The organism is Streptomyces sp. NPDC029164, from assembly GCF_055563995.1.
The window spans coordinates 30,879-55,485 of sequence record NZ_JBVHWW010000012.1 but is presented as its reverse complement, the minus strand read 5'-3'; the positions used below and the strand labels follow the sequence as shown (position 1 = coordinate 55,485).

The window sequence follows — 24,607 nt, the reverse complement described above, 5'->3', positions numbered from 1 at the left end:
GCTGTACGTTCTAGCCATGACCGGGAGGCACCCGCTCCCAAACGGAGGCCAGGTGCTTCTCACCCGCCTCAGCGGCGTTCCGGGCATCTGCCTGCCGGCCTGATCGCCTGCCCGTCCGTCGGAGTGAAACGGCGACGCATCACCGCGGGCGGCCGCGACCTGTCGGATCAAGGGGTGAAGAGGACCTTGACGGCGCCGTCCTGCTTCTTCTGGAACATCGCGTACGCGTCCGGCGCCTGTTCGAGCGGCAGCCGGTGCGTGGCGAAGTCCTCGGCGCCGAGGGGATCCCCGTCGGTGAGCAGGGGGAGGATGTCGTCGACCCAGCGCCAGACGTTGGCCTGCCCCATGCGCAGCGTGAGCTGCTTGTCGAACATGGTCAGCAGGGGCAGTGGATCGGCCGCACCGCCGTAGACCCCGGACACCGAGATCGTGCCGCCGCGTCGGACGAGGTCAATGGCGGTGTGGAGCGCGGACAGCCGGTCGACTCCTGCACGCTTCATCATGGCCGCGGCCAGGGAGTCCGGCAGGAGGGTGGTGATGCCCTGCGCGGCTGCGGCGATACGGCTGCCGTGGGCCTCCATGCCGACGGCGTCGATGACGGCGTCGGGGCCCCGTCCTCCCGTGAGCGCTCGGACGGCGTCCGTCAGGCTCTCGCCGCACTCCCGGATGTCGAGGGTGTGGATGCCGCGCCGGCGGGCCCGCTCCAGGCGTTCGGGAACGAGATCGATACCGATGACCGTGCCGGCGCCGCGGTGAGCGGCGATACGGCAGCTCATGTCGCCGATGGGCCCCAGGCCCAGGACGGCGACACTGCCACCCTCGGGAACGGCAGCGTACTCGACGGCCTGCCAGGCCGTGGGCAGCACGTCGGACAGGTAGACGAAGCGGTCGTCCGGCGGCCCGTCAGGAACCCGGATCGGAAGAGAGTTCCCGAACGGGACGCGCAGGTACTGGGCCTGCCCGCCCGGGACCTGGCCATAGAGCTTCGTGTAACCGAAGAGCGACGCGCCTGTGCCGTGCTCGTGGACCTGTGTCGTCTCGCACTGGGACTGCAGCCCCTGGTCGCACATGAAGCACGTTCCGCACGAGATGTTGAAGGGGATCACCACTCGGTCCCCCGGCTTCAGAGAAGTGACGTCCGGTCCCACCTCCTCGACGATGCCCATGGGTTCGTGGCCCAGGATGTCGCCGGCGTCGAGAAACGCACCGAGAACCTCGTAGAGGTGCAGGTCCGAGCCGCAGAGACCAGTGGTCGTGATCTTGACGATCACGTCGTCGCGGTCGCGGATCGTGGGGTCGGGCACGGTGTCGACGCGTACGTCCCGCTTCCCGTGCCAGGTGAGTGCCCGCATGACGCCTCCTCGCAGACGGTGCTGCTTCGCTTCTATCGGTCGCTGCTGTGGCTGTGCCCCCCACCGTGCGCGTGCCCTGCGCTCGCCCGGCGAACCGGACTGTGGGGATTTTCCCTCCGGCGTGCCCGATTCAGCACAGCGGGTGACCGGCGGAGCGACAGCGCATCGGTGCGGCCTCCGCACGGTGTGGGAACCGGCCCGGGCGGGTCTCAGGGTCATGCTTTCGGCCTCCCCGGGACAGGGGACAGGACCCGGTGCGCCTCCGTAAGCCTCCGGCCTGGCGCTGGTAGCGGGGCTCCCGCAGCCCCGCCGGGGGTCAAGCGCGTGCCGCCAGGACGGTGTGAAGGTCGAGGGTGCGGCGTACGAGCTGGTCGGCGACATCGGTGGGGCGCAGGTGGTGGCTGCGGGCGTAGCCGTGGAGCCGGCTCGCTCCTTCGGCGGGGGTGATGTCGGCGGTGGCGGCGAGCATGCCACTGGCGGTGTCGAAGATCGCTTTCCCCGTCAGGGCCGTCTGGGTGCGCGTGGTGACGTCCTCGGGTCGCAGCGGTTGGCGGTCCCAGGCCAACACGGCGGTGGTGGCGACGTCGGCGAGGGCCCGTAGGAGGGTGGTGTCCGCGTCGGTGAGGGCGGTGGGGTGGCGGGCCAGGAGGTTGAGCGCGCCGATGGTCTGCCCGCGATGGCGCAGGGGCAGGGCGTGGGCGCTTTCGTATCCGGCCGCCCGGGCGAGCGGCGTGAAGTCGGGCCAGCGATTGTGCTGCGACGCCAGTTCGGGGGCGTGGACCACGTTGCCGGTGGTGAAGGCCTCGATGCACGGCCCCTGCTTCACCTCGGACTGCCAGATCTCGGTGAGCTCGGCGGCGTGCTCGGTCGTGATCGCGGAGCGCAGGCCGCCGCGGCTGTTGGCGAGCATGACGCCGGCCGCGTCGACGGGGGTCAGGGCGACGCTGTGGTGGACGAGGCGTCCGAGTAGGACAAGGGGATCGACGTCGACGCCGAGGGTGTCGCTGAGCGCGACGAACGCCTCGGTAAGCTGCTGCTCTCGAGTGGTGGTCATGCCGGTGTCACCGTTTCACTGCTCCAACCCACCGGTGGGGGCGGGCCTCATCATGGAACCTGATTCTCCCGGCGATCACGTCGAAAGCCGCATCCGTCACGGATTTTCCGTGGGAGAAGGCGTGGGCCCTCAGGCGGGCCAGTGCATCGGGGGGATCGACCCCTGGATGCACCATGATCATTCCAGTGGTCTGGTGAACCTCCTCATGATCGCTCTCGGCCGCGTTCAGCCACGACCCGTTGCTCGTTCTCCGGGGGGACCGATTCCACGGTGCTCCACCTCCTGCCGCAGCCCGCTTCCTCCATCCTCCTCCCTCGCGGCGGCCGAAGGCACCACGACGCCGGACGTTCCTCCTGCCTGCGTGCACCCCGGGGCCGAGGCCTGGCGGGTCGAGCCGTCCCGCGCCTACGCCCCCGGTCCGTACCGGCCGGCCCTTGAGGTGCAGGACGGGTGCGTCGAGGTGGGTGTCGAGGACAGCGACCGCACCCCACCCGCCCCGCGGTCCTGCCGCCCGCCACCCCTCCGGAGCGGGCAGCAAGGCGAAGCCCTCCCGCTCCGCACCGTGGTCACTCTTCGCGGAGCACGCGGACGCTCATGACCTCCGTGTCGACCGCGTCCGGCACGACCATGCCGGCTTCGACCCCGGTCCGCAGGTAGCGCAGGACGTCTGCGGTGAGGCGTTCGCCGGGCAGGGCCGCGGGAATGCCCGGCGGGTAGGGGGTCAGCATTTCGGCGGCGATACGGCCTTCGGCCTTCTCCCACGGCACCTGCTCGGCGGGACCGAAGAAGGCGTCGCGGGGCAGCGCGGCCTGCTCCAGCCTCAGCCGCGACGGCGACGGGACCTTCACGGGCTGTCCGGTGCGGAGCTCCGCGGCATGCGCGGCCAGGTCGGTCAGAGCCGTCAGAAGCAGTTCGGCCGTGTCGCTGTCGTCGGCGTGGGTGAGCTGCGCGCTGATGCGGCGGTGGTCGGCGATGTGGAGGTTGATGCGGTGCTTGTCCCGCAGCCAGTCGGCGGCGCGGTAGCCGGTGACCTCCCACGCGCTGATGTCGATGATGATCTGCAGGGGGTCCATGTCCGCCGCCCGGCCCGGCCCGCAGAAGTCGTCGCGGCCATGCACGTGCATGCCGTCGATGCGGGAAATCCGCTCACGCGTCTTCTGAGCGAGGGTGAGTGCGTGGTCGTAGAGGGCCTCGCCGTGCTGGACCATTTGCCTGCGCCAGCCGTCCAGCGCCGCATAGACGAGCGAGGACGGGCTGGTGGTTCCCAGCAGGTCCTCACGGCTCTTGAGCACCTCCGGTTTGACCAGGTCGCCCTGTAGGTGGAAGACGGAGCTCTGTTCCAGTCCGGAGCCCATCTTGTGGACGGAGGTGACGCACACGTCGGCCCCGGCGTCCATGGCCCAGGTCGGCAGGTCCGGGTGGAAGGGCAGGTGGGCTCCCCACGCCTCGTCGACGATCAGGGGTCGGTGCCGGCGGTGACAGACCTCGGCGATGGCGGCCAGGTCCGAGCAGGTGCCGTAGGGGGTGGGTGTGGTCACGAGCGCGCCGCGGGCGTCGGGGTGCTCCGCGAAGGCGGCCTCGAAGTCCTCGGCGGTCGGCGGATGGGCGAGATGACGCTCGGCATCCCACTGTGGGTCCACCCAGACGGGCCGGATGCCCGAGAGGATCAGTCCCGACACCACCGATTTGTGCGCGTCCCGTCCCACCAGCAGCTTCTCGTGCGGACCGGCGACCGACAGCATGGCCGACTTCACCGACAGGGAGCTGCCGCAGGTGGAGAAGAACGCGTGGTCCGCCCCGACGGCGTCCGCCATCAGTGCCTGTGCTTCCTCCAGGACGCCGTGGGACGACGTACGGTCGTCCAGGCCGCTGGTGGCGAGCACATCGGACCGGAACACCGCTTCGCCGAGCACGGCCCGCACCCTGGGGTCGGCGCCCCGTCCCTGTTTGTGGCCCGGAGGCGTGAACGGCGTCTGCCCGCTCTCGTGGTAGGCGGCCAACGCATCGAGTACCGGCGCTTTCGACTGGTTCATGCCTCGCGCCTGCCCCGAGACCGTCGGCGAAAAACGGACATCGTCACGGGGCCGGACCGAGATGCCGCTCCAGCCAGTCCGCGGCAGCGCGCCGGTAGAGCCGCCGGTTGTCCGCCCGCAGGAATTCGTGGCCCTCGTTGCGTAGCGTCAGCTGCCGTGCCGGCACGCCGCGGTCGCGCGCCGCGCGGACGAACTGCTCCGATTCCGTCGGCGGCACGTTGGTGTCGTGCTCCCCGTGGACGGCCAGCACCGGGGCGCGCAGCTGATCGATGCGGCTCATCGGGGACAGGGAGCGCAGCAGTTCCCGGTCGTGTTCGGGGTGCCCGTACTTGGCGGCCGCGGATTGCGCGATCCACGGCTCCGTACCGGCGAAGAAGGTGCCGAAGTCGGACATTCCGCAGACCGCGACCCCGGCCCGGAAGAGGTCCGGATGCCACACGAGGGAGGCCATGGTGAGGTAGCCGCCGTACGAGCGGCCCATCACCCCGAGCCTCAGCGGGTCGGCGTAGCCGAGCGAGACCACGTGTGCGGCGCAGTCGGCGACGTCGTCGATCGCCGCGAACCGGCCGGCGCCGAGGTCGGCGTCCACGAAGGACCGGCCCCGGCCGGACGAGCCGCGGACGTCGGGGGCGAACACGTCCAGGCCCCGGCCGAGGAGTTCGTGGTAGAGCGGATCGAACACGGGCCGTTCCTGTTCCTCCGGTCCGCCGTGGAGGTGGATGACGCACGGGGCCGGCCGGCCCGGGTTCTGGTCCGGCGCACGGTAGTACCAGCCACCGAGTGTGAGCCCGTCCCGGGCCTCGCAGCGCAGGGGAACCGGGCGTACGGGAGGCCGCCCCGGCGGGACCGCGTCCTCGTCCCGCGCCGACCAGCCGGTGCGCGCGGGGACGAGGGCCTCGTCCAGTTCCCAGATGCCGGGCCTGCGCCGGGATCCCGACAGGGCGGCGAACAGCCCGCCGCGCTCCACGGGCGCGATCCGGGTCACCACCTCGTGGGGCAGGACGGGATGGTGGCGCGGTCCGAAGTCGCCGACCGTATGGTCGGGGGTGAGCCCCACGGTCTCTAGCTCGGTCGCGCCGTGCGCGTTCCAGGCGAGCACGGCCCACCGGCCGTGGTCGGGCACGCTCAGCAGATCGAGGGCGGACTGCTCCCGCTCGACGGCGACGGACAGCCCCCGGGACCTGCCCTCCTCGTCCAGCCGTACCCTCAGCAGGGCCGCGAACTCCCGTTCCGCGTCGCTGCGCAGCCATAGCGTGCGCGCGTCGGCGGAGAACCGGCCGGTCCAGGGGTCCCCGTCGGCGACGTGCAGCGCGAAGGTGGTGCGGCCCGCGGCCGTGTCGCGTACGAGGGCCTCCCGGCGGCCGCGCGGGCCGCGGCGCAGGAGCGCGAAGCGACCGTCCGCGCTCATGTCGCACACGCGCAAGGAGGGAGCTCCCTCCTCGCCGAACAGCAGAACCGGCGCGGTTGCCGCGTCCGGGTCGAGCAGGTAGGCCGCCAGCCCGCCGCTCCGGGCCGGGCCGAGGGCGGGGCCGTCGCTTTCGGGCGACGCCGCGGTCGCTGTCCTTCCCCCGGCCGGCGACGCACCCTCCGCTTCCGGCAGCAGGTGTCCCGGTCCGGCGTGCTCCGAGCGCGCCGGGGAGGGCTGGACGACCGTGACGGCGAGGGCGGTGCCGTCACGCGTCCAGCACCCGAGGTGGGCCGAACTCCCCGGCTCCGCGCCCGCGAGCACCTGACGCCCGGTGCCGTCCGGGCGCACCACCAGCACCCGGGTGTGCTCCCCGCCCCCCGGCGCCGAGGTGTAGGCGATCCAGCGCCCGTCCGGCGACCAGGACACCTCGGTCACCGGGTCGGGGTCGCCGTCCAGCACGTGCACCTCCGTCCCCCGGGCGGGCCCGCTCCACAGCTGGGGGACCCCGGCCCTGTCGCAGATGAACGCCACGCGCTCGCCCGTCGGGTCGGCCGACGGGTACCAGCATCCATGAGCGGCCAGGAGGGTCGGCGGGTCGACGCCGCGATGGCCGGGCATCCGAACCGGCGCCGGGGCCGGCGCCGGACCGGGCAGCGGGTCTTCTGCCGGGAACCCTCCGGCATCGGGGCGACCGGCCGGCCCGCGGGGCGTTTCGTGCGTGCGCCTCAGGGGTCTCGTGTGGTCCAGGGGCATGGGCCGCCTCTCCCGGGCTTCCGCTTCAGGCCGACCGCTCACTTGATTCCGTGCGTCTGCAGCCAGATTTCCAACGACGCCATCTGCCAGAGGGTGTTGGCCCCGCGTCTGGTGCGATGGCGGTTGGGTGCCTCGAGCAGCTCGTGGACCATGCGCTGGTCGAAGATGCCGCGCCGGCGTGCTTCCGAAGCCGTGAGGGCGTGGCGTACGCGAGCGAGCACGGGTTCCGCCATGTGCCGGACCGCGGGGACCGGGAAGTAGCCCTTCGGCCGGTCGACGACTTCAAGGGGAAGGATCTCGCGTCCGATGTCCTTGAGCACGGCCTTGCCGCCCTGTGCGAGCTTGAGCTGCGGGGGGCAGGCCGCGGCCAGCTCGACGAGCTCGTGGTCCAGGAAGGGCACCCTCGCCTCCAGGCCCCAGGCCATCGTCATGTTGTCGACCCGTTTGACGGGGTCGTCGGGCATGAGCGCGTGGACGTCCATGCGGAGGGTCGCGTCGAGGGCGGTCTCCGCTCCCGGTGCGGCCATGTGCGCCCGGACGAACTCCATCGAGGCGTCGTGGTCGGCGGCGAAGCCGGGGTGCAGCATGGCGGTGAGTTCGGCGTGCGTCCGGTCGAAGTACGCGTCCGCGTAAGCCCCCTCGGCATCCGGCCGGGCGGCCGAGGCGATCTGCGGGTACCAGTGGTAGCCGGCGAACACCTCGTCCGCGCCCTGGCCGCAGAGCACGACCTTGACCTCCTTGGAGACCTGTTCCGACAGCATGTGGAACGCCACGGCGTCGTGACTCACCATCGGCTCGCTCATGGCCCCGATCGCGGCTTCCAGCGCGGACGGCAGCCGGTCGGAGGGGATCATGAGCTGGTGGTGGTCCGTCGAGAACCGTCGCGCGATCAGGTCCGAATACCGGAACTCGTCTCCGTCCTCCCCGTTCTCCGCCTCGAAGCCCATCGCGAAGGTCGCGATGTCCTCCTGCCCCGCCTCGGCGAGCAGCGCCACGATCAGGCTGGAGTCCAGCCCGCCCGACAGGAGGACGCCCACGGGGACGTCCGCGACCGTGCGCCGCCGCACCGCCGTGCGCAGCGCGTCGTGCACCGCCTCCTGCCAGAGCGCCGGGTCCTCGCCGAACTCCGAGTGCCGGGTGTACGACGGCTGCCAGTAGCAGTGGTCGCGGTGCGTACCGTCCCGCTCGATGACGCGGACGGTGGCCGGCGGCAGCTTCCGTACGCCGTTCAGGACGGTGCGGGGCGCCGGGACCGTGCCGTGCCAGCTCAGGTACTGGTGCAGCGCCACCGGGTCGAGGGACGTGTCGACGCCCCCGCCCGCCAGTAGCGCGGGCAGGGAGGAGGCGAAGCGCAGCCGGTCGCTGTCCTGTGTGACGTACAGGGGCTTGATGCCCAGTCGGTCGCGGCCCAGTACGACACGGCCGGTGTGGTGTTCCACCACCGCGAAGGCGAACATGCCGATGAGGGACTCGACGCCCTCCCAGCCCCACTCGGCGTACGCCTTGACGACCACCTCGGTGTCGGAGCGGGAGAAGAAGCGGTGACCGAGCCCTTCCAGGCGGTCACGCAGCTCACGGTAGTTGTAGACGCAACCGTTGAAGACCGCGGTGAGTCCCAGCTGCGCATCGGTCATGGGCTGGGAGCCCCACTCGGAAAGATCGATGATCTTCAGACGCCGGTGCCCGAGCGCCACGGCGCCCTGCGACCACGACCCTCTGCCGTCCGGTCCCCGCGACTCCAAGACATCGGTCATGCGTTCGACGGCAGCGAGGTCTGGTCGCCGGCCGTCGAAACGCACCTCCCCGCTCAAGCCGCACACGGGGAGCCCCCCGCATGCACGGCACCTCGGGGGCACAGGGCCTCGCTGATCGTGGAGCACCTGGTCACGTACGCCATTACTACACTCCCGCGCCCCTTCGGCCGACGATGGGCAGGCCGGCCCAAGCAGGCGATCGACATATGAGGCACCTGCCCACCCCAGCGCTCGTTAAGCGGTCGCTCTTCCTCGCCCCCCCAGGACCGCACTGCCGATGCGGGGGCGGACGCGGGGGCCGATGCGGGCCGTCGATGTGTGGGCGGTGCCGACGGGCTTGGATTCGTCTCTCGGCGGCCGGCCGTCGTAGGCGTGCTTGGTGGGTGACGCCGTCTTCCCCTCGCCTGCCTACCCGCCGGCGCCGGGCCGATGGGCCCGAGCTGGAACGGGTGGCCGCGCTCGCGCTCGGTGCTGAGGGCCCCGCGGGGCAAAACCCGTTCCCGGCGGCGCTTTCGCTACGTCGTCAGCGTCGACGCCGTCCTGGCCACTGCCGTCTGAGCGGCGGCGGCCCGCTCACCCCGCCGCACGTGCCACCGCCTCCGCGTCATCGGCGTCACCGAGCCATGCGGTATGCAGCCGCTCTCGCGCCGCGGCCAGCGCTGCGTCTATGTCGCGCGTCCCTGTCGATACGCACAGCGTGTAGACCACGTCCTCCATCTGTTGCCGCACCGGTCCGTGGGGGCCGGAGGCCCGGAGCTCCGACTCCCTCTCGTACTCCTCCACCAGACGTGCCAGCACCGCGGGGTGAGTCATCATCACGATCTTGCTCCTTCACACACGTCGGAGTCACAGGGTGCCTACCGCCCCGATGCGCCGCCTGCCCCGGCACGGGCGCCTCATGCACCTCAGGTGTCGCCGCGAAACACACCTCCGCTTCCCGGTGACATTGCGGGAAGGCCGAGAGCAGTGCCCACGGGGTGGGGGGGCGGGCAGTCCAGCAGGGTGCTCCAGCGGTCGGCGGCTCTTCACGGCGAGCGACGCCCGTCACCCGCCTTGTTCACTCCACACGTCGGGCATCGAAGGTGATGTCGTCCACCGCGCAGATGTCCGCGGACATGTTGCAACGCATCATCCGCAGGGCCGCCTCGGCCAGGTCGGCGTCGATGTGGGCGACCGCGTCAGCCGCTACCACGACGTCGAAGTGCCGGATGTGGGCATCCAGAGCCGAATACATCACGCACTGTTCGGTCACCTGCCCGCACAGGACCAGGCGCTCGGTCCCCAGTTGACCCAACAGGTAGGCCAGAGGGGTTTCGTAGAAGATCGAGTGCCGCGCCTTGACGACGAAGAGCGAGTTCTCGTCGGGCGCGACCGGCTCCACCAGGTCGCTGTGGTGGCCGTCGAGGGCAGCCCGCAGGATCTCCCCGTGGTGCGAGCGCCACTCCCCGAAATTGTCGTTCACATAGATGACGGGCGAGTCGCTGGCCCGGGCGTGCTTCAACAGTCCCGTGACCCCGGGCAGCGCCTGACGGACGGACGGGACCAGGGCCTCGGCGTCCTCGTGTGCGTAGGTGTTGAGCATGTCGATCACGATGAGCGCTGTGCGAGGCATGGAAGCCGCCGCCTTTCGTCCCGTCCGTCCAGCCTGTCACCGTCCGTCGGCGGCGGACCGCCGTGGGCGCGGGCTCGCGAGGTTCGATCCGTCTGCTGGTTCCAGTCTCTGTCATCCGGGGTGGTGGGGCCGATGGGACGTGCTCACGAGGTCCACCACCGTTCGTGAGCGCGGGCCGGTCAGCGGCCCCCGGGGGCCGCGGCGCACGTTTGAGAGCGCGAGACGCGTGAAGAAGCGATGTGACCCTGGCCTTATCTCAAGAAGCAGGAGACGCATCGTGGGCATCATTGCGTGGATTCTCATCGGTCTGCTTGCCGGCCTCATCGCCAAGGCGATCATGCCGGGCAAGGACCCGGGCGGCATCATCATCACCATGCTCATCGGTATCGCGGGAGGCCTTCTCGGCGGCTGGCTCGGCAAGGTCATCTTCGGTGTCGATTCCATCGACGGCTTCTTCGACCTCTCCACCTGGATCGCCGCCATCATCGGCTCCGTCATACTCCTGGCCCTTTACCGCCTGGTCATCGGAGGCCGGCGCTCTCACCGGCATGCCTGATCGCGGCTGCGGTGTGTCGGCGTAGAACGCCTCTCGCCCCTTGGACGCCGTCCACGCCGGATGCGCAGGGCCGGCCGCCGCCGTCAGATGGCGGGCCGATGGGGATGCGCACACCATGACCGTGACGTCACACCCCCCATCTGCCCGAGAAGGGCCCCGACGGAGATCACATGCCTCAGGAAGAGCCCCAGCTCCCCGACCCGGTGACACTTCACCCTCGCCCTCCCTTTCCGGACCAGGAGCAGGACCATCCCGGTTCCACTGAGCGGATGGAGCCACGACCCGACCACGGCGAGGACTCCTACCAGGGTCACGACGTACTGCTTGACCGGGCGGCCGTCGTCACCGGCGGCGATTCCGGCATCGGCAGGGCCGTCTGCCTGGCGTTCGCCCGCGAGGGTGCGGACGTCGTCTTCACCCACCTCCCCGAAGAGGCGGACGAGGCGGCCGAGACCGCGCGCCTGATCCGCGAGGCGGGCCGCAAGGCCGTACCTGTCGCATGTGACATCCGTGACGAGGAGCAGTGCGCGGCCCTGATCGACCGGGCCGTGCACGAACTCGGGCGCATCGACCTCCTCGTCAACAACGCCGCCTACCAGATGTCTCAGCCCGACGGCATCGAGGCGATCACCACGGAGCAGTTCGACCGGGTGATGAAGACCAACCTGTACGGGATGTTCTGGCTGACCCGTAAGGCCCTCGCACACATGCCGCGTGGCGGCTCGATCGTCAACACCACCTCGGTGCAGGGGTACCAGCCGAGCCCGCACCTCCTCGACTACGCGATGACGAAGTCGGCGATCATCTCCTTCACCCACGGGCTGGCCCAGATGCTCGCCGAGCGCGGCATCCGCGTCAACGCAGTCGCACCCGGGCCCGTGTGGACGCCGCTGATCCCCGCGACGATGCCCGACGCGACGAAGTTCGGCGAGCAGTCACCCCTGGGCCGCCCCGCCCAGCCCGCCGAGATGGCGCCGGCCTACGTATTCCTGGCATCGCCCCAGGCGAGCTACATCACCGGAGAGATCGTCAACGCCACCGGTGGCACACCTCTGCCCTGACCCGGACCGGCCCCGGCAAGGGCGCCGGGCTCGAAATCCGACTCGTCGGGGGCGATCGCCGTTCGCGGCCGCGACCACGCCGCGGCGCCGCCGCAGAACGTCCGGCCGGGGCGGCAGCCAGGAACCTGTCGCGGGGGTCGGCAGTGTCCGGGCGTCGACGAGGACGCGGCGATGCGGTGGCCTTCGGAGTCGACGAAGCGGAATCCGCTCCCGGCGCGCCGACGGGTCCAGCCCGGTCGATCTGGACGACTCGTACGGAGTCTCACGACCGGCCCCGCCCCCCGGGGGGCTCAGTTGCTCCGACATGGGACATACCGCGTGTCTACCCGCCGGGTCCGTCCGCGCTCCCCCGCTCCGAACGCCGCGCGGTAGCGCGGCGTTCGTCGGCGTGGCCGCCGGCGCCCAGCAGACCGGTGGCTTCGAAGGGCTGCGTACGCTCGATGCGCGGCAGTTCGGTGCGGGCGATGTGAGTGACGACGGCCGGGAGACAGGCCCGTACCGGTTGGACGGCACGAAGCCAGGCGGGCATGTAGACGGACGTCGCCCGTCGTTCCGCGGCGGTGGCCAGCCTGTCGGCTACCTGATCCGCCGGGTACACCTTGCGTGCGGGCGCCGGCATGTGGGCGCGCAGTTCGCGCAGGACGGCATGGCGGTCGGCGTCCCGGACCATGTCCGTGTCGGTCCAGTTGATGTAGGCGATGCCGACTGCCACACCTCGGTGGGCGAGTTCCGCGCGCAGGGCGTGCGCGAAGGACTCGACGCCCGCCTTGGAGGCACAGTAGGCGCTCATGAGGGGGGACGTCCCCATCGACGCCAGGGAGGCGACCTGCATGTAGTAACCGTGCGTGTCGAGGAGGTCGGGCAGGAAGCAGCGTGCTGTCGCAGCACTGCCGATCAGATTGACCTCGATGACACGGCGCCAGACCTGCGGATCCGAGTCGGCGAACGGGCCTCCTTCGGCCACGCCCGCATTGCCCACCACTACGGACGCCGGTCCCAGACGGGTGCGGACCTGCCGGGCCGTGTCGGCCATGGCCGCATCGTCGGTCACGTCGACCTCCCAGCAGGACGATTCGTTGCGCAATGAGCTGGCCACCTCCTGGAGGCGTGCTCCTTCCAGTCCCAGGAGGGCCAGTCGCGCACCCCTGTCGTCCAACGCCCGGGCCAGGGCCGCTCCCAGCCCGCGCGCCGCGCCGGTCACCACGACCGTGCGGCCCCGCAGGGGCCGGCTGTCCCTCCGCATGCCCACGTGTCGCCACCGCCCATCCGCAACCCTGTCGTCCGGTCCTCCTGTTTCCAGGATGCGCCCGCTGAGCAGTCACCCGCAGACCGAGGGCTTCACCGCCCGGCACAAGCGCGTAATCGGCCGCCCGCTGGACAGAAGCGGGCACAGGGCTGCGAGGAGGCGACATGGGCGACGTGCGCGATCCATCCGATGAGCTGTACGCGCGACTGCGGCGGGAGTGCGGCCGCCGGGCGGACGATCTGTGGGCCGTCAGCCGTGCCCTGCACGCGGATCCCGAGCTCGCCTACGAGGAGCACCGTGCGGCCCGGCTGCTCACTGACGAACTCCGGCGGGCGGGATTCGCCGTCGAGCCGGGGACCGCCGGACTCGCCACGGCTTTCGTGGCCCGCGCGGGAAGCGGGCGGGGGCGGTGCGTGGCACTGCTGTTGGAGTACGACGCGCTGCCTGACCTGGGGCACGCATGCGGACACAATCTGATCGCCGCGGCCGGGCTGGGTGCCGCACTGGCGTTGCACGCCGTCCTGGAGGAAGAGTTCGAGGGCACGGTGCTCGCCGTGGGGACACCGGCGGAGGAGCGGGGCGGGGGCAAGGTCGCCCTGGTCGACGCCGGCGTGTTCGACGGTGTGGACGCGGCGCTGATGTTCCATCCCGGCGTGCACGACTGGTCATGGGCGCCGCTGACCGCGCAGACGCAGGTACGGGTGGGATTTCACGGCCGGGCAGCACATCCGACGGGCGATCCCACCCGCGGGATCGACGCCCTGGCCGCCCTCATCCAGCTGTTCAACACGGCCGCTGTGATGAGCAGGCGGTTGCCGTCCGGCTCACACGTCCAGGGGATCGTCACCGACGGAGGCAGGGCGACCAACATCGTGCCGGTCTTCGCCGAAGGCCTGTTCGGCCTGCGTGCGGCCACGAGCGCCGCCCTCGATGCGCTGGTGGCCGAAATCGGCGCCTGGGCGGAAGGGGTGGCGGCCGCGACCGCCACTACGGTGGAGGTGACCCGGCTGGGCAAGGGCTACGCCCATTTCCGGGACAACGACGTCCTCTCGGACCGGTTCGGCCTGCATCTCGCACGCTCGGGCATTCGACTCACCCAGCCCGTCGGCGGGGTGTTCCTTGGATCGTCCGACATCGGCGACGTCAGCAGCCGCGTCCCCGCCATCCACCCGTTCGTCGCCATCCTGGGCGACGAGGCCTCGGACCACACCCCCGCCTTCGCGCGCGCCGCCGCCTCGGAACGGGGGCGCGAGGTGATGCTGGCGGCCGCCGACGCCCTGGCCTGCACGGCAGCCGACGTCCTCGCCGACGCCGGATTCGCCGCCCGGGCCTGGGCCCGCCAGCGGGAGAAGGCGGTGGCGGGCCTCTGACGCCCGGTCCGCGGCGCTTCGTGCCGTCACCGGCTACCCCTCCTCCGATACGGCGGTGCGACCGGTACGCGTGTGTGCCGCGACCCACTGCCCTGCGGGCACACGGCGAGCCTGGCAGAGGCCCCGGAGTAACGCGCCCGCACACGTCCCCTGGGACGATCGGACCCCGATCTCCCCATGTGCCGCAAGGAACGGCACGGGCCCGACCTCGCGACGAGAGCTCCTGGTCCGAATTGCGTGAGATGCGCCGTGGTCGGGGTACGCGCACCATGACCGTGACACACACCGTCGATGAAGGGTTCCGTCATGCCCCGAGGTTCCAGCCCCAAGCGCGAGCGTCAGTACGAACACATCAAGGAGTCGGGCGAAAAGCGCGGTATGTCGGAAGGCCGCGCGAAGGAGATGGCCTCCCGAACGGTGAACAAGGAACGCGCCCAGTCGGGAGAGAGCAAAACGGCGAGCCGCAGTTCCACCCAGGGCAAGTCCGCCTCGCAGCGCGGCGGCGAGAAGTCCCGTGGCGGTGGCAGCTCCTCCGAACGCACCAGGGACGACCTCTACCAGGAGGCGAAGAAGCGCGGCATCGAGGGCCGTTCCACGATGACCAAGCAGCAGCTCAAGAACGCCCTCGGCCGCTGACCGTGTGACGCGCCCTCGGGCCGGGGCCGGCCCGACCCCTTCCGTTCGCTGTCCTACCGCGCGGTGTGCCATACACCTACCTCTCCGGAAGCAGGAGGATTCCCTGTGGCCGTCCGTCATCAGCTCATCCGGCGCCCCCCTCGAAGCGTATGGGCCGTCCTCGCCGACCCGACCCTGTACGGGGAGTGGGTGGTGGGCCCGTCCGAGTCCACACCGCTCGATCAGCTCTGGCCAGAGGTCGGATCCCGGCTCCGCTACACCGTGCGGGCGGGCCCCTGGTCGGCCGAAGGGGTGACGACGGTACGCCACAGGGAACTCGGCAAGGAGCTGGAGCTGGAGGCCTCGTTCAAGGCCCTCGGCACAGCGAGGATCTTCCTCCAGCTCCGGCCGTGGGGCGACGACACCCTTGTCATCTGCGACGAGCACCCCCTGCGCGGCCTGGGTGGCTCCCTGCACAACTCCGTGAGCGAAGCGGCCCTCCAGTTCCGGCACCGGGGCATGCTGGCCCGTCTGGCCAGGGTCGTGGAGCAGCAGCCCGACGAGGTGCTCCGTGCCTGACGCGGTGGTGATCGGCGCCGGCCCCAACGGACTGGTGGCCGCGAACGTGCTGCTCGACGCCGGGTGGAGCGTGGAGGTCCTGGAGGCGCAGGAGGAGCCCGGAGGAGCCGTACGCAGTGACCGCGGCGTGCACCCGGAATTCGTCTCGGACGTCTTCAGCGCCTTCTACCCGCTCGCCGCCGCCTCCCCGGTCCTCGCGGGTCTCGACCTGGCCGCGGAGGGCCTGAGGTGGAGCCGCGCCCCCTCCGTACTCGCCCACCCACTGCTGGACGGCAGGTGCGCGGTGCTGGAGCGACGGGTACAGGACACCTGCGCCGGACTGGCCGGCTTTGAGGCTGCCGACGCCGACGCCTGGGAGAACTTGTACCGGACGTGGACCCGGGTGGGGCCGGACCTCGTGCAGGCCCTGTTCACGCCCTTCCCCCCAGTCCGCTCCGGGCTCCGGCTGGCCGCGAAACTTCGCGCCGCAGGGGGTCTGCGGCTGGCCCGGAAGCTGGCCCTTCCGGTACGCCGCCTGGGCGAGGAGGCGTTCCGGGGCGAGGGCGGACGGCTCCTGCTGGCCGGCAACGCCCTGCACGCCGATCTTGCTCCGGAGGCCGCGGGCAGCGGTGGCTTCGGCTGGCTGATGTCGATGCTCGGACAGAGCCACGGCTTCCCGGTCCCCGTCGGCGGGGCCGGCGCCCTGACCGCGGCGCTCGTGAGTCGCCTGCGGCGCCGTGGAGGTGTCCTGCGCTGCGGGGAGCGTGTCGCGTCCGTCGTCGTACGCGGGGGCACGGCGGTCGGGGTCAGGACCGCGGGCGGGGAGACCGTCGGCGCGCGGCGGGCCGTGCTCGCCGACACGTCGGCCCTGGCCCTGTACCGGGACCTCGTGGGCGAGGAGCATCTGCCCTCCCGCCTTCTGCGGGACCTTGAACGCTTCCAGTGGGACTTCGCGACGTTCAAGATCGACTGGGCGCTGACCGGCCCGGTGCCGTGGACGGCGCCGCAGGCCACCGGGGCGGGGACGGTCCACCTGGCCGACGGCGTCGACGGCCTGACCCGGTTCGCCGCACAGATCGCCATGGGACAGGTCCCCGACGAGCCGTTCGCCCTCTTCGGCCAGATGACCACCGCGGACCCCAGCCGCTCACCGGCCGGCACGGAATCGGCGTGGGCCTACACCCACCTCCCGCAGCACATCACCTCCGACGCCGGCCCCGACCACATCACCGGGCGCTGGGACGCCCGCGAACAGGAGGCTATGGCCGACCGCGTCGAAGCACAGGTGGAACGGTTCGCACCCGGCTTCCGCGCCCTGATCGGCGCCCGCCGGATCCTGGCCCCCACCACCCTCCAGGCCATGAACGAGAACCTCCACAACGGCGCCATCAACAACGGCACCGCCGCCCTGCACCAGCAGGCCATCTTCCGTCCCACTCCCGGCACCGGCCGGCCCGAGACCCCCGTCAAGGGCCTCTACCTCGCCTCCGCGGCCGCCCACCCCGGCGGCGGCGTCCACGGAGCACCCGGTGCGAACGCCGCACGGGCCGCCCTGCGCGCGCACGGCCTCCACGGCCTCCTCCACCGCGCCCAGCGCGTTTGAGGCATACGGCCACCTACGCCGCAGCCTCGACGGCACGGTCCGGACCCGCCTGATGGGTCGGCCCGCGATCGCCCTGCGCGGCCCGGACGCGGTCGCCTTCTTCTACGACGAGAAGCACGTCGTACGCACCGCGGCCCTGCCCGACCCGGTCCTGGACCCCTCTTCGGTCAGGGTGCCGTCCACACCCTCGACGGAGACGTGCACCGGGTGCGCAAGGCGATGTTCATCGCCCTCCTCAAGGACGGCGCCGGAGTCGCCGCGCTGGGCGAGCACGTCACCCGGCGGTGGCGCGAAGCGATGGCCGATCGGCTGCAGGACCGCGTGGTGCTCTTCGACGAGGCCGCCAACGTCCTCGCCCTCGCCGTCCGCGACTGGGCGGGCGTGCCACTCTCCGACGCGGCGGCCGCCGGGCTGGCCCGCGACTGCACGTCCAGGCGGGTGCGGGGGCGGTCGGGCCCGTAGTGGGGCGGGCCCGCAGTGCGTCGGCCCCCATACGCCGATCGCCGGATGCGCCTACGCTGGATGGGGTAGCCCAGGACGCAGGCACCAGTGGCCGGCGCCTGTTGGCTGGAACCATCAGCTCGGGGTGCTCCGCACAGCGCGGAGGGAGGGGGGTCCCTCTATCCGGAAGGCAGGTAGCCACATGATGGCTAAGCAGCCGAAGTCATCCCAACCCCGGCACGGCGAAGGCCCGAGCCCGCACAAGGGAACCGAGCAGCACGGTTGGTCGCCCGACGTCGACGAGACCCGTCAGCAGGACAATCCGAGCGCCCATCGCTCCTTCCACCCAGAGCAGCACGCCCCCGCCAAGGGCCCCGGCCGCAAGGTCTCCAAGGAGGAAGCCGGAAACCCGCACGGCCGGCCCGTGAAGAGCATGAGCGATCGCGGCGAGGACCGGAGCAAGGCGGGCAGCGACGAGGAGGGCATGCACGACACGGGCCCCAAGGGCCGCTCGCAACGCCCCAGCGGTACCAAGGACGCATCCGCCTCCACCGGCGTCGACCCGCAGGATCCGCCCGGAACGCGCAGCGCCGGCTGACTGCCGGGCCGTTCGCGCAGCCGCTTCGGCCCGCCCGTACTACGGCCCCGGTCAGACGTCCCGGTCGGCGGTCTTCGCGTTCTCAGCGGCCCGACGCTGCGCATCGCTGCTCGGAGTCAAGGCGTCGCCGGCCTCGCCTGCGTGCGTGCCGGCAAGCACCGCTTCCTCCGCCTCCTCGCGGGCCTCCGGGTCGCCGCTCTCGCCGGGGGCCTGCGACGGAGGGGTGGGCGCCGGGTCGTGCTTCCTGGCCTTGGTCATCGCGCACTCCGTTCATCGCTCTTCACCTTCACATCGGTACGCCCCGCGTCTGCCCAGTTCGGCACTCACATCACATCGGCCGCCGCCAGGGGACCTGCCCGAGCCGCCGCAGCGCCTCAGGGCTCGACCGTCATCTCCGCACAGCGAGTGACGACGGATGCGAGTTCCTGCCCGTCCGCGTGCAACCGGCGCTGCGTGCGGGCGCCGTTCCCCCGTTCGTGCAGGTGCGCGATGCCCTCCCGGACCCGCTCGTCATCGCCCTGGTCCTTCAACGCCTCGCGCACGTGCCGGTACAGGGCCTCGACTGCGTCCTCCGCAGACGTCTCCCGCATGGTTCCGGGGTGTAGCAGGGGTCCGTCCAGGCCGGACCGGCCGGCCCGCCAGGAGGCCAGGCGCAGCAGACTCGTACCGATCCTGGCCGGAGGCCGTCCGTCCTGCCAGGCACGGGACGCCGTCTCGACCAGGCCGCGGATGAGGGCGGCGAGCAGAACCGGAGTGGAGGGGTCCAGGCAGACGTCGGCGACCCGGACCTCAACGGTGGGGTAGGTGGCCGACAGGCGGGCGTCGAAATAGATCATGCCCTTGTCGCGCAGCACTCCGGTGTCGATCATCGCGCGGACCTGCTCGTGGTAGCGGTCGGCGGAGCCGAAGATGTCGACCGGGCCGGCGGACGGCCACCGGTTCCACACCCGGCTGCGGTAGCTTCCGTAGCCGCTGTCCTCGCCCTGCCAGAAGGGCGAGTTCGCGCTCATCGCCGTCAGGACGGCCATCCAGGGCCTGATGCGGTCCAGGACCGCGACGCCCTCCTCGTCCGACGCGACCGACACGTGGACGTGGCACCCGCAGGTCAGCTGCTCCTGCGCGGTCAGTCCGAACTGCTCGCCCAGCCAGCGGTAGCGTCGTCCGACGTTCAACGACGGCTTGACGGGCAGCGGGGATGTCGCGACCGCCGCCACCACGGCTCCGGCAGTCGCCGCATGGCGAGCCGCCTCGCGGCGGATGCGCACGATCTCCTCCTGGAGCTCACCCATCTCGGTGACGGGTTTCGTGGCGAACTCCAGCTGCTCCTTCTGCAGTTCCTTCTCGAACTCGTGGTCCCCTCGACCGCTCGTGCCGGGGCGCCGCCAGGCCGAGCGCTCCGCAGCCGCCAGCACCGCCCCCGACACAGCGAGCGGGGCGCCACTGTCCGCGTCCACGAGCAGCAGCTCTTCTTCCACACCTACGCTTCGCATGTCGCCGCCTGTGCATCAAACCGTCAGATGCCCCGCACCTGCCCTGCCCCGCCCCGCCCATGCCGCCGCCCTGCGCGTTCTCCCCATGGGAGGCCTCCAGCGCCAGAAGGTTCCGGGCAGAGCCGCTCCTCGGGGTCCCGATGTCCCGTGCAACGGCTGCAGGCGAGCAGACGCGCCGAATGACGCCATGCGGGCGTTCGCCCGGTTCGCCTCGACCGGCTCCGCGGCCGAGCGCTCATCGGCGCTTCGCGGCTCCCTGAAGGCCCGGTCTCACGTGGGTCGGAGCGTCGAGCGCAATCGGCGGGGCAGGCGCGCACCGGAGGTGGTCGAGCTTGTCCGAAGAGGCAACGGTGCGAAGGATCTGGTCGGCGCTGACGGAGCGGGCCGACTATCTACGGCGCGCGGCGCGAGGAGCCGGGAGCGAACGGGACGAGGTCCTGCTCGGCGCCAAGACCGTGATGGCGGCAATGGCGGCGTGGGTCCTGGCGCGCTACCTGCTGCCACCGTCGGTTTCGACGTTCGCGCCGTTCACCGCTCTGGTGGCACTACAGGCCACCGTGTACCGCTCGGTGCGCGACTGCCTCCAGTACGTGCTGGCCATGGCAGCGGGGGCCACGCTCGCCGCCTCCCTGGCGGCGTTGGCCGGCATCCACGGGTGGACGTTCGGCATACTCACCCTGGCCGCCCTCTGCGTCGGCAAAGTCCGGCGCTTCGGGCAGCAGGGCGCCCAGGTCGCCGTCGTCGGCTTCTTCGCGTTCTCCTCCGGCCAGGGGCAGATCGACTACATCGGCCACCTGATCGCGGCCGTGGGCATCGGCGCGCTCTGCGGCCTCACCGCCCATCTCGTTCTCGCTCCCGCCCGGCACACCCACCATCGGAAGCAAGCCGTCAGCGAGCTCTACACCACCATGGCCCAGCGCCTCACCGACCTCGCCGACACCCTCGAAGCAAGCGAGCCCGCCCGGGACCACCTGCGCCAGTGGCGACGCGACTGGCACGGGCTGTCCGCCGAATGCGAGCGCATCCGCCGCGCCATCGACACCGAGATCGAAAACGGCCGCATGAACCCCCGCCGGCCCACCGGCGGCTCCGACGAGGCCCTCCCCCGCGCCCGGGAAGCGATCACCGTCGCCGAACGCGGCATGGACCACCTGCGCTCCATGACCCGAACCCTGGACTACGCCCTGGACAGTGGGGAACTCGGGAATCTCCCCGCCCCTTTCCGGCCCCGTTTCAGCGCTGTCCTGCGCGCCGTGGCCACCGCGATGGAGGAGATCGGCCAGGCGTCCCCCACCGACCCGGACCTCCTCCACGCGGAGATCGACGAAGCAGCCGCAGAACTCGAGCGGGTCCAGCGGCAGGAACGGACCACCCCGGACGCCTCCCCGGCCGTACACGCCTTGCAGGGCACGCTCCTCACGGATGCCGGCCGCCTCCTGGCCGATCTCCGGTCGGGCTGGCAGAGCGTCGCCAGTACGTGAGGTTCCGCGATTCCGCATGGCCCGGCGTGGTGTGTGCGTAGGGGTGGGGTAGACGGGACGGGAGAGACGCCAGGCGGGCTCGATCAGTGGCCGAGGGCGACCTCTGACTGAATGAGCCAAAGCAGATGAACGGGGTCGCCTACGACATCAAAGCGGGGTGTGCGGGTAGCCGGACATCATGGACCTCAACACTCACACTCCGCTCCGTGCTGTCGCGCTCGTCTGCACCCTCTCGTCCTCGCCCGCTCCGTCCAGCTCCCACTTGCTGGCCGAGCAGACGATGGCCGCCCTCGCCGAGCACGGCGTGACGGGCAAGACGATTCGGATCGCCGACCACGACGTGAAGCCCGGTGTGAAGACCGACATGGGCGACGGAGACGCCTGGCCGGAGATCCGGGACACCATCCTGGGATGCGACATCCTGATCCTCTCGACGCCCATCTGGCTCGGCCACCCGTCCAGCATTGCCCAGCGGGTCCTGGAGCGCCTGGACGCGGAGCTCGGCGAGAGCGACGACGAGGGCCGCATGCTCACCTACGGCAAGGTCGCCGCGGTCTGCGTCGTCGGAAACGAGGACGGCGCCCACAAGGTCAGCGCCGACCTCCTCCAGGGCCTCAACGACGTGGGCTTCTCCCTCGCACCGAACGCCGTCACCTACTGGGTCGGTGAAGCCATGCAGGGCACCGACTACCAGGACCTCGACAAGACCCCCGAGAAGACCGCCGCCACCACGGCCACCTTGGCAGCCAACACCGCCCACCTCGCTCGACACCTCAAGGCAGCGCCCTATCCGGCGAGTTGACCGTCGCGCGCCGCCCACCCGCGGGCTTATGGGTGGGCGGCGAGCGACAGTCGGGAGAAGGGGGAAAACCCCCGGTCAGTGCTTGGCGCTCGGGACGGCAAGGGGCTCGCCCGGAGCCTTCTTCTTCGCCGCCTCCATCTGTTCGCCGAGCTCAGTCAGGCGGTTGCGCCCCATGGCCTTGCGGACATCGGGGAACCACTCCTTCTCCTCCTCCTCGACGTGGTGACGGACGTTCTCCATCAGCACGCTCATCTTGGCGTCGAACCGCTCATCGGCCGCGTCCAGGTCCTTCAGCTCGGACAGCATCCACAGCACGACGTGGTGCTCCTCGATGCTCTCCAGGACGTGGTCCTTGGTGTCGGGCGCCGCCTCCCGGGCAGCCGGATAGAAGATCTTCTCCTCGATCCAGGTGTGCGTGGTCAGCTCGTCGATCACCTGGTCGGCAATCTTCCGCTTCTCCGCGTGGGCATCTTCGCCGGCCTTCTCGAACTGCTTGAAAAGCCTCTCGACCGTCTTGTGGTCTTCCTTGAGCAGCACGATCCCGTCCACCACAGCCTCCAGACTTCGCAATTGCCGGGCGACGCGACCGCCACCCCACGCCCGTGTACCCGGCCCACCCTCCGAGTGCTCGTCCGAAACACGGGATTGGCCAGGATGGGCGACACGCCTACGCCGTCCGCTTGGGTACGCCGCGCATGCACACCCTTCGACATAAACCCGTTCGGCGTCTGGTAGGTCCGTGAATCGCGGGTAGGGGCCGCGCATGACCGCTATCGAAACACTCGCGGCCGAAGGCCAGGCCTCGCTCTTCCTCATGTTCGCCGGAGTGGTCCTCGTCGTCCTCCTGATCGGTGCATTCTGGTACGGGAGCAGACGCAGGCGCCGGGAGGCACCTCCGGCCGCGCAGAACCCCGTCGCCCAGCGCCGCGAGGACTCCTGGCAGACCCCGGACGAGCATGCGCGCGACCAGAAGGATTAGGCCACGGCGCCCGATCGGGGGGCTTGTCCGCCGCGAACTGGCCGGCACGGGCCGCGCCGTCCCCCACCTGCGCGGCGGCCTCCTTGGTTTGTGCCTTGAAGTCGGCCGGCGGCCGGAGCCTCGACGGTCCGGCCGATTTCGTCGCGAGTGCGTTCGTCTCGGAGGCGGGAGCGCCGGGAGCGGGTCGGGGTCGGTCGTTCATCGGAGTGCGATCTGCCGCTTCCCGGCGAGCACAGCCACCGGCAGGGCCGGAAACCCGCCGGATCGGGACGGTGATGGAGAGCGCGGCTCCCCCATTTGGCGGGCCTGTCGTTCGGGTGCAGTCGAGGCCAGGACGGGACGACGGCAGGGCAGCGGGTAGGCGTCGTGTATGAACTCACGCATCGACACCTCACCCACGGCCGGGCCGACCGCGGTGCTCGACACTGCCTCGGCGTGCTGGCTGAAGACCCTGGCCCGGCTCGAACGGACAACGGTGGCCGATCCGGCCATCAAGGCGCTGCAGCGGGGGATCCGCTCGCTCCCCCTGGGCGGCATGCGCGATCTGCTGCGCGGCAGGCCGCTGGGCCACCCCGCGCACCCCGTGCTCGTGCAGGTACCCATCGGATGCTGGCTGTCGGCCTCGGTACTCGACTTCGTGCCCGGGACACACCACTCGGCGACCATCCTGACCGCCGTCGGACTGGCCGGTGTCGCACCAGCCGCGGTGGCCGGCTGGGCGGACTGGGCGGACCTGCCGCCCGAGCAGGCCCGGGTCGGCCTGGTCCACGCGGCCTCCAACGTCTGTGCGGTGGCCTGCTACACCGCGTCACTGGCCGCTCGGCTCCGCGGCCGCTCGGCGAAGGGCCGGCTGTGGGCACTGGGCGGGATGGCTGCGGTAGCCGTCAGCGGTGCGCTGGGCGGGCACGTGGCCTACCGGCAGGCAGTCGGAGCGCACGCCGCGGCATGAGGGAGCTTCTGCGCTCCCGCTCCATCCCGTCTGATGAGGCCCGGTCGTCAGCTGAGTTCCGGAGGACTCACCCGCGCCCCGCCGACGCGGCCTTCTTTCAGGCGGGGGGCGTTGCGGTGTGGTCGGGGTGGTGGTGGGTGCGGCGAATCGTTTTGAGGCGGGCCTCCAGGAGGTGACCCCGCCCGCCGGCCACCTCGTCGACGACGTCCCGTTCCACTGCGGCGAAGGGCTGGTAGTAGGTGGAGTTGTAGGCCTCGACGATCTGGAACGTCCAGTGGCCCGGGATGACATTGCGGCCCACGATCTCACGCTCCACCCGATCGGCCTGCTCCTCGTGCCCTGCCTCGCGCAAGAGCCGGGCCGCGTCGCCGAGCTCGAAGTCCGCGGTCCCGGTCAGCTGATGGAACCCGTAGAGGTGACCGCGGGCCCGCTCCGTGGTTTCCAGCGCCTTCGAAAGCGCGCCCAGAGCGCGCACCGTCTTCTCGTCGACACCGTCAGGAACCTGGTGTGCCGGATCCATCTCGTGGTTGCTGTCCATGGAAGATGTTCTGCCCGTAGGACGCTTCATCGGTTGGGGGATGGGGCCAAGCGGCGTAAAACGTCTCCCCAGATGCATCGGCCCCGACACCGCTCCGTCGCGCCGTCGCGTCGTCGCAGAATGCAGGCAGAATCTCTTGTCCAGCCATCAGGATAAGAAACACATAGGAATCGAATGCATGTCGTGTGCCCGACGGCCGCCCCGGTCCCGTATTTCGATCCGGGTGCGTGAAGTCGCAAAAGGCGGGGAAGGCGAAGTCCAGGCGGAACGCAGCACAACCGCCGAACACGACGTACGGAACAGGGAGGTTCGGTGGAGAGTTCGCTATTCCGCCGTCTCCCGTTGACCGGAGGA

General features: G+C 71.0%; 24 protein-coding genes. 12 read left to right on the top strand and 12 right to left on the bottom strand.

Annotated elements, in window-relative coordinates:
- Positions 1–167: 167 nt before the first annotated feature.
- The 7 genes from ACZ4VT_RS13905 to ACZ4VT_RS13875 all read right to left on the bottom strand — a co-directional run bounded on the left by ACZ4VT_RS13905 (position 168) and on the right by ACZ4VT_RS13875 (position 9,966).
- Positions 168–1,352 (bottom strand): zinc-dependent alcohol dehydrogenase, encoded by a 1,185-nt coding sequence (locus tag ACZ4VT_RS13905; protein WP_467949303.1) that lies wholly within the window; start codon positions 1,350–1,352, stop codon positions 168–170.
- Between the two features lie 316 nt (positions 1,353–1,668).
- Positions 1,669–2,406: a GAF and ANTAR domain-containing protein gene (locus ACZ4VT_RS13900; protein WP_467949302.1), complete on the bottom strand. Its 738-nt coding sequence runs from the start codon at positions 2,404–2,406 to the stop codon at positions 1,669–1,671.
- A 566-nt stretch (positions 2,407–2,972) separates the two neighbouring features.
- Complete coding sequence (locus tag ACZ4VT_RS13895; RefSeq protein ID WP_467949300.1) at positions 2,973–4,439, bottom strand: aminotransferase class I/II-fold pyridoxal phosphate-dependent enzyme; 1,467 nt, start codon at positions 4,437–4,439, stop codon at positions 2,973–2,975.
- Positions 4,440–4,482: 43 nt separating this feature from the next.
- Complete coding sequence (locus ACZ4VT_RS13890) at positions 4,483–6,465, bottom strand: S9 family peptidase (protein ID WP_467949298.1); 1,983 nt, start codon at positions 6,463–6,465, stop codon at positions 4,483–4,485.
- Between the two features lie 173 nt (positions 6,466–6,638).
- Positions 6,639–8,420 (bottom strand): N-acetylglutaminylglutamine amidotransferase, encoded by a 1,782-nt coding sequence (locus tag ACZ4VT_RS13885; RefSeq protein WP_467949296.1) that lies wholly within the window; start codon positions 8,418–8,420, stop codon positions 6,639–6,641.
- Positions 8,421–8,927: 507 nt separating this feature from the next.
- Complete coding sequence (locus tag ACZ4VT_RS13880; RefSeq protein WP_467949476.1) at positions 8,928–9,170, bottom strand: DUF5133 domain-containing protein; 243 nt, start codon at positions 9,168–9,170, stop codon at positions 8,928–8,930.
- A gap of 241 nt (positions 9,171–9,411) precedes the next feature.
- A complete protein-coding gene (locus ACZ4VT_RS13875) occupies positions 9,412–9,966 on the bottom strand; it encodes a cysteine hydrolase family protein (RefSeq protein WP_467949294.1) in 555 nt (184 codons plus the stop codon).
- 277 nt (positions 9,967–10,243) lie between these two features.
- On the opposite strand from ACZ4VT_RS13875, the gene ACZ4VT_RS13870 reads away from it, so the two are divergent.
- Positions 10,244–10,522 (top strand): GlsB/YeaQ/YmgE family stress response membrane protein, encoded by a 279-nt coding sequence (locus ACZ4VT_RS13870; RefSeq protein ID WP_467949293.1) that lies wholly within the window; start codon positions 10,244–10,246, stop codon positions 10,520–10,522.
- A gap of 170 nt (positions 10,523–10,692) precedes the next feature.
- Positions 10,693–11,583 (top strand): SDR family oxidoreductase, encoded by an 891-nt coding sequence (locus tag ACZ4VT_RS13865; RefSeq protein ID WP_467949291.1) that lies wholly within the window; start codon positions 10,693–10,695, stop codon positions 11,581–11,583.
- 322 nt (positions 11,584–11,905) lie between these two features.
- Here the strand turns inward: ACZ4VT_RS13865 and ACZ4VT_RS13860 are convergent, their stop codons facing one another.
- Positions 11,906–12,826 (bottom strand): SDR family oxidoreductase, encoded by a 921-nt coding sequence (locus tag ACZ4VT_RS13860; RefSeq protein WP_467949290.1) that lies wholly within the window; start codon positions 12,824–12,826, stop codon positions 11,906–11,908.
- A gap of 167 nt (positions 12,827–12,993) precedes the next feature.
- Here ACZ4VT_RS13860 and ACZ4VT_RS13855 point away from each other — a divergent pair, with 167 nt between their 5' ends.
- The 6 genes from ACZ4VT_RS13855 to ACZ4VT_RS13830 all read left to right on the top strand — a co-directional run bounded on the left by ACZ4VT_RS13855 (position 12,994) and on the right by ACZ4VT_RS13830 (position 18,014).
- Entirely contained in the window at positions 12,994–14,199 is a 1,206-nt protein-coding gene (locus ACZ4VT_RS13855) for an amidohydrolase (protein WP_467949289.1), read from the top strand.
- Positions 14,200–14,505: 306 nt separating this feature from the next.
- Positions 14,506–14,835, top strand: a complete 330-nt coding sequence (locus ACZ4VT_RS13850) for a plasmid stabilization protein (RefSeq protein WP_467949288.1) — start codon at positions 14,506–14,508, stop codon at positions 14,833–14,835.
- A gap of 105 nt (positions 14,836–14,940) precedes the next feature.
- Positions 14,941–15,393, top strand: a complete 453-nt coding sequence (locus tag ACZ4VT_RS13845) for an SRPBCC family protein (protein WP_467949287.1) — start codon at positions 14,941–14,943, stop codon at positions 15,391–15,393.
- Positions 15,386–16,975, top strand: a complete 1,590-nt coding sequence (locus tag ACZ4VT_RS13840) for a phytoene desaturase family protein (RefSeq protein ID WP_467949285.1) — start codon at positions 15,386–15,388, stop codon at positions 16,973–16,975. The genes ACZ4VT_RS13845 and ACZ4VT_RS13840 overlap by 8 nt, the downstream gene beginning before the upstream one ends.
- Positions 16,976–17,182: 207 nt before the next feature.
- Positions 17,183–17,437 (top strand): hypothetical protein, encoded by a 255-nt coding sequence (locus ACZ4VT_RS13835; protein WP_467949283.1) that lies wholly within the window; start codon positions 17,183–17,185, stop codon positions 17,435–17,437.
- Between the two features lie 184 nt (positions 17,438–17,621).
- Positions 17,622–18,014 (top strand): hypothetical protein, encoded by a 393-nt coding sequence (locus tag ACZ4VT_RS13830; RefSeq protein WP_467949282.1) that lies wholly within the window; start codon positions 17,622–17,624, stop codon positions 18,012–18,014.
- Between the two features lie 51 nt (positions 18,015–18,065).
- Here the strand turns inward: ACZ4VT_RS13830 and ACZ4VT_RS13825 are convergent, their stop codons facing one another.
- A complete protein-coding gene (locus tag ACZ4VT_RS13825; RefSeq protein ID WP_467949280.1) occupies positions 18,066–18,272 on the bottom strand; it encodes a hypothetical protein in 207 nt (68 codons plus the stop codon).
- A 116-nt stretch (positions 18,273–18,388) separates the two neighbouring features.
- Positions 18,389–19,504, bottom strand: coding sequence for a glutamate--cysteine ligase (locus tag ACZ4VT_RS13820; RefSeq protein ID WP_467949278.1), 1,116 nt, complete (start codon positions 19,502–19,504; stop codon positions 18,389–18,391).
- Positions 19,505–19,836: 332 nt separating this feature from the next.
- Between ACZ4VT_RS13820 and ACZ4VT_RS13815 the strand changes: the two genes are divergently transcribed.
- Both ACZ4VT_RS13815 and ACZ4VT_RS13810 read left to right on the top strand, forming a co-directional pair.
- Complete coding sequence (locus ACZ4VT_RS13815; protein WP_467949276.1) at positions 19,837–20,985, top strand: FUSC family protein; 1,149 nt, start codon at positions 19,837–19,839, stop codon at positions 20,983–20,985.
- A 178-nt stretch (positions 20,986–21,163) separates the two neighbouring features.
- Entirely contained in the window at positions 21,164–21,787 is a 624-nt protein-coding gene (locus ACZ4VT_RS13810) for a flavodoxin family protein (RefSeq protein ID WP_467949275.1), read from the top strand.
- A gap of 75 nt (positions 21,788–21,862) precedes the next feature.
- Here ACZ4VT_RS13810 and ACZ4VT_RS13805 read toward each other — a convergent pair whose 3' ends face one another.
- A complete protein-coding gene (locus tag ACZ4VT_RS13805; protein WP_467949273.1) occupies positions 21,863–22,336 on the bottom strand; it encodes a hemerythrin domain-containing protein in 474 nt (157 codons plus the stop codon).
- Positions 22,337–22,550: 214 nt separating this feature from the next.
- Here ACZ4VT_RS13805 and ACZ4VT_RS13800 point away from each other — a divergent pair, with 214 nt between their 5' ends.
- Both ACZ4VT_RS13800 and ACZ4VT_RS13795 read left to right on the top strand, forming a co-directional pair.
- Entirely contained in the window at positions 22,551–22,766 is a 216-nt protein-coding gene (locus tag ACZ4VT_RS13800; protein ID WP_467949271.1) for a DUF6479 family protein, read from the top strand.
- Positions 22,767–23,136: 370 nt separating this feature from the next.
- Entirely contained in the window at positions 23,137–23,715 is a 579-nt protein-coding gene (locus ACZ4VT_RS13795) for a DUF2231 domain-containing protein (RefSeq protein ID WP_467949269.1), read from the top strand.
- Positions 23,716–23,812: 97 nt separating this feature from the next.
- Here the strand turns inward: ACZ4VT_RS13795 and ACZ4VT_RS13790 are convergent, their stop codons facing one another.
- Positions 23,813–24,253, bottom strand: coding sequence for a hypothetical protein (locus ACZ4VT_RS13790; RefSeq protein WP_467949267.1), 441 nt, complete (start codon positions 24,251–24,253; stop codon positions 23,813–23,815).
- Positions 24,254–24,607 lie beyond the last annotated feature (354 nt).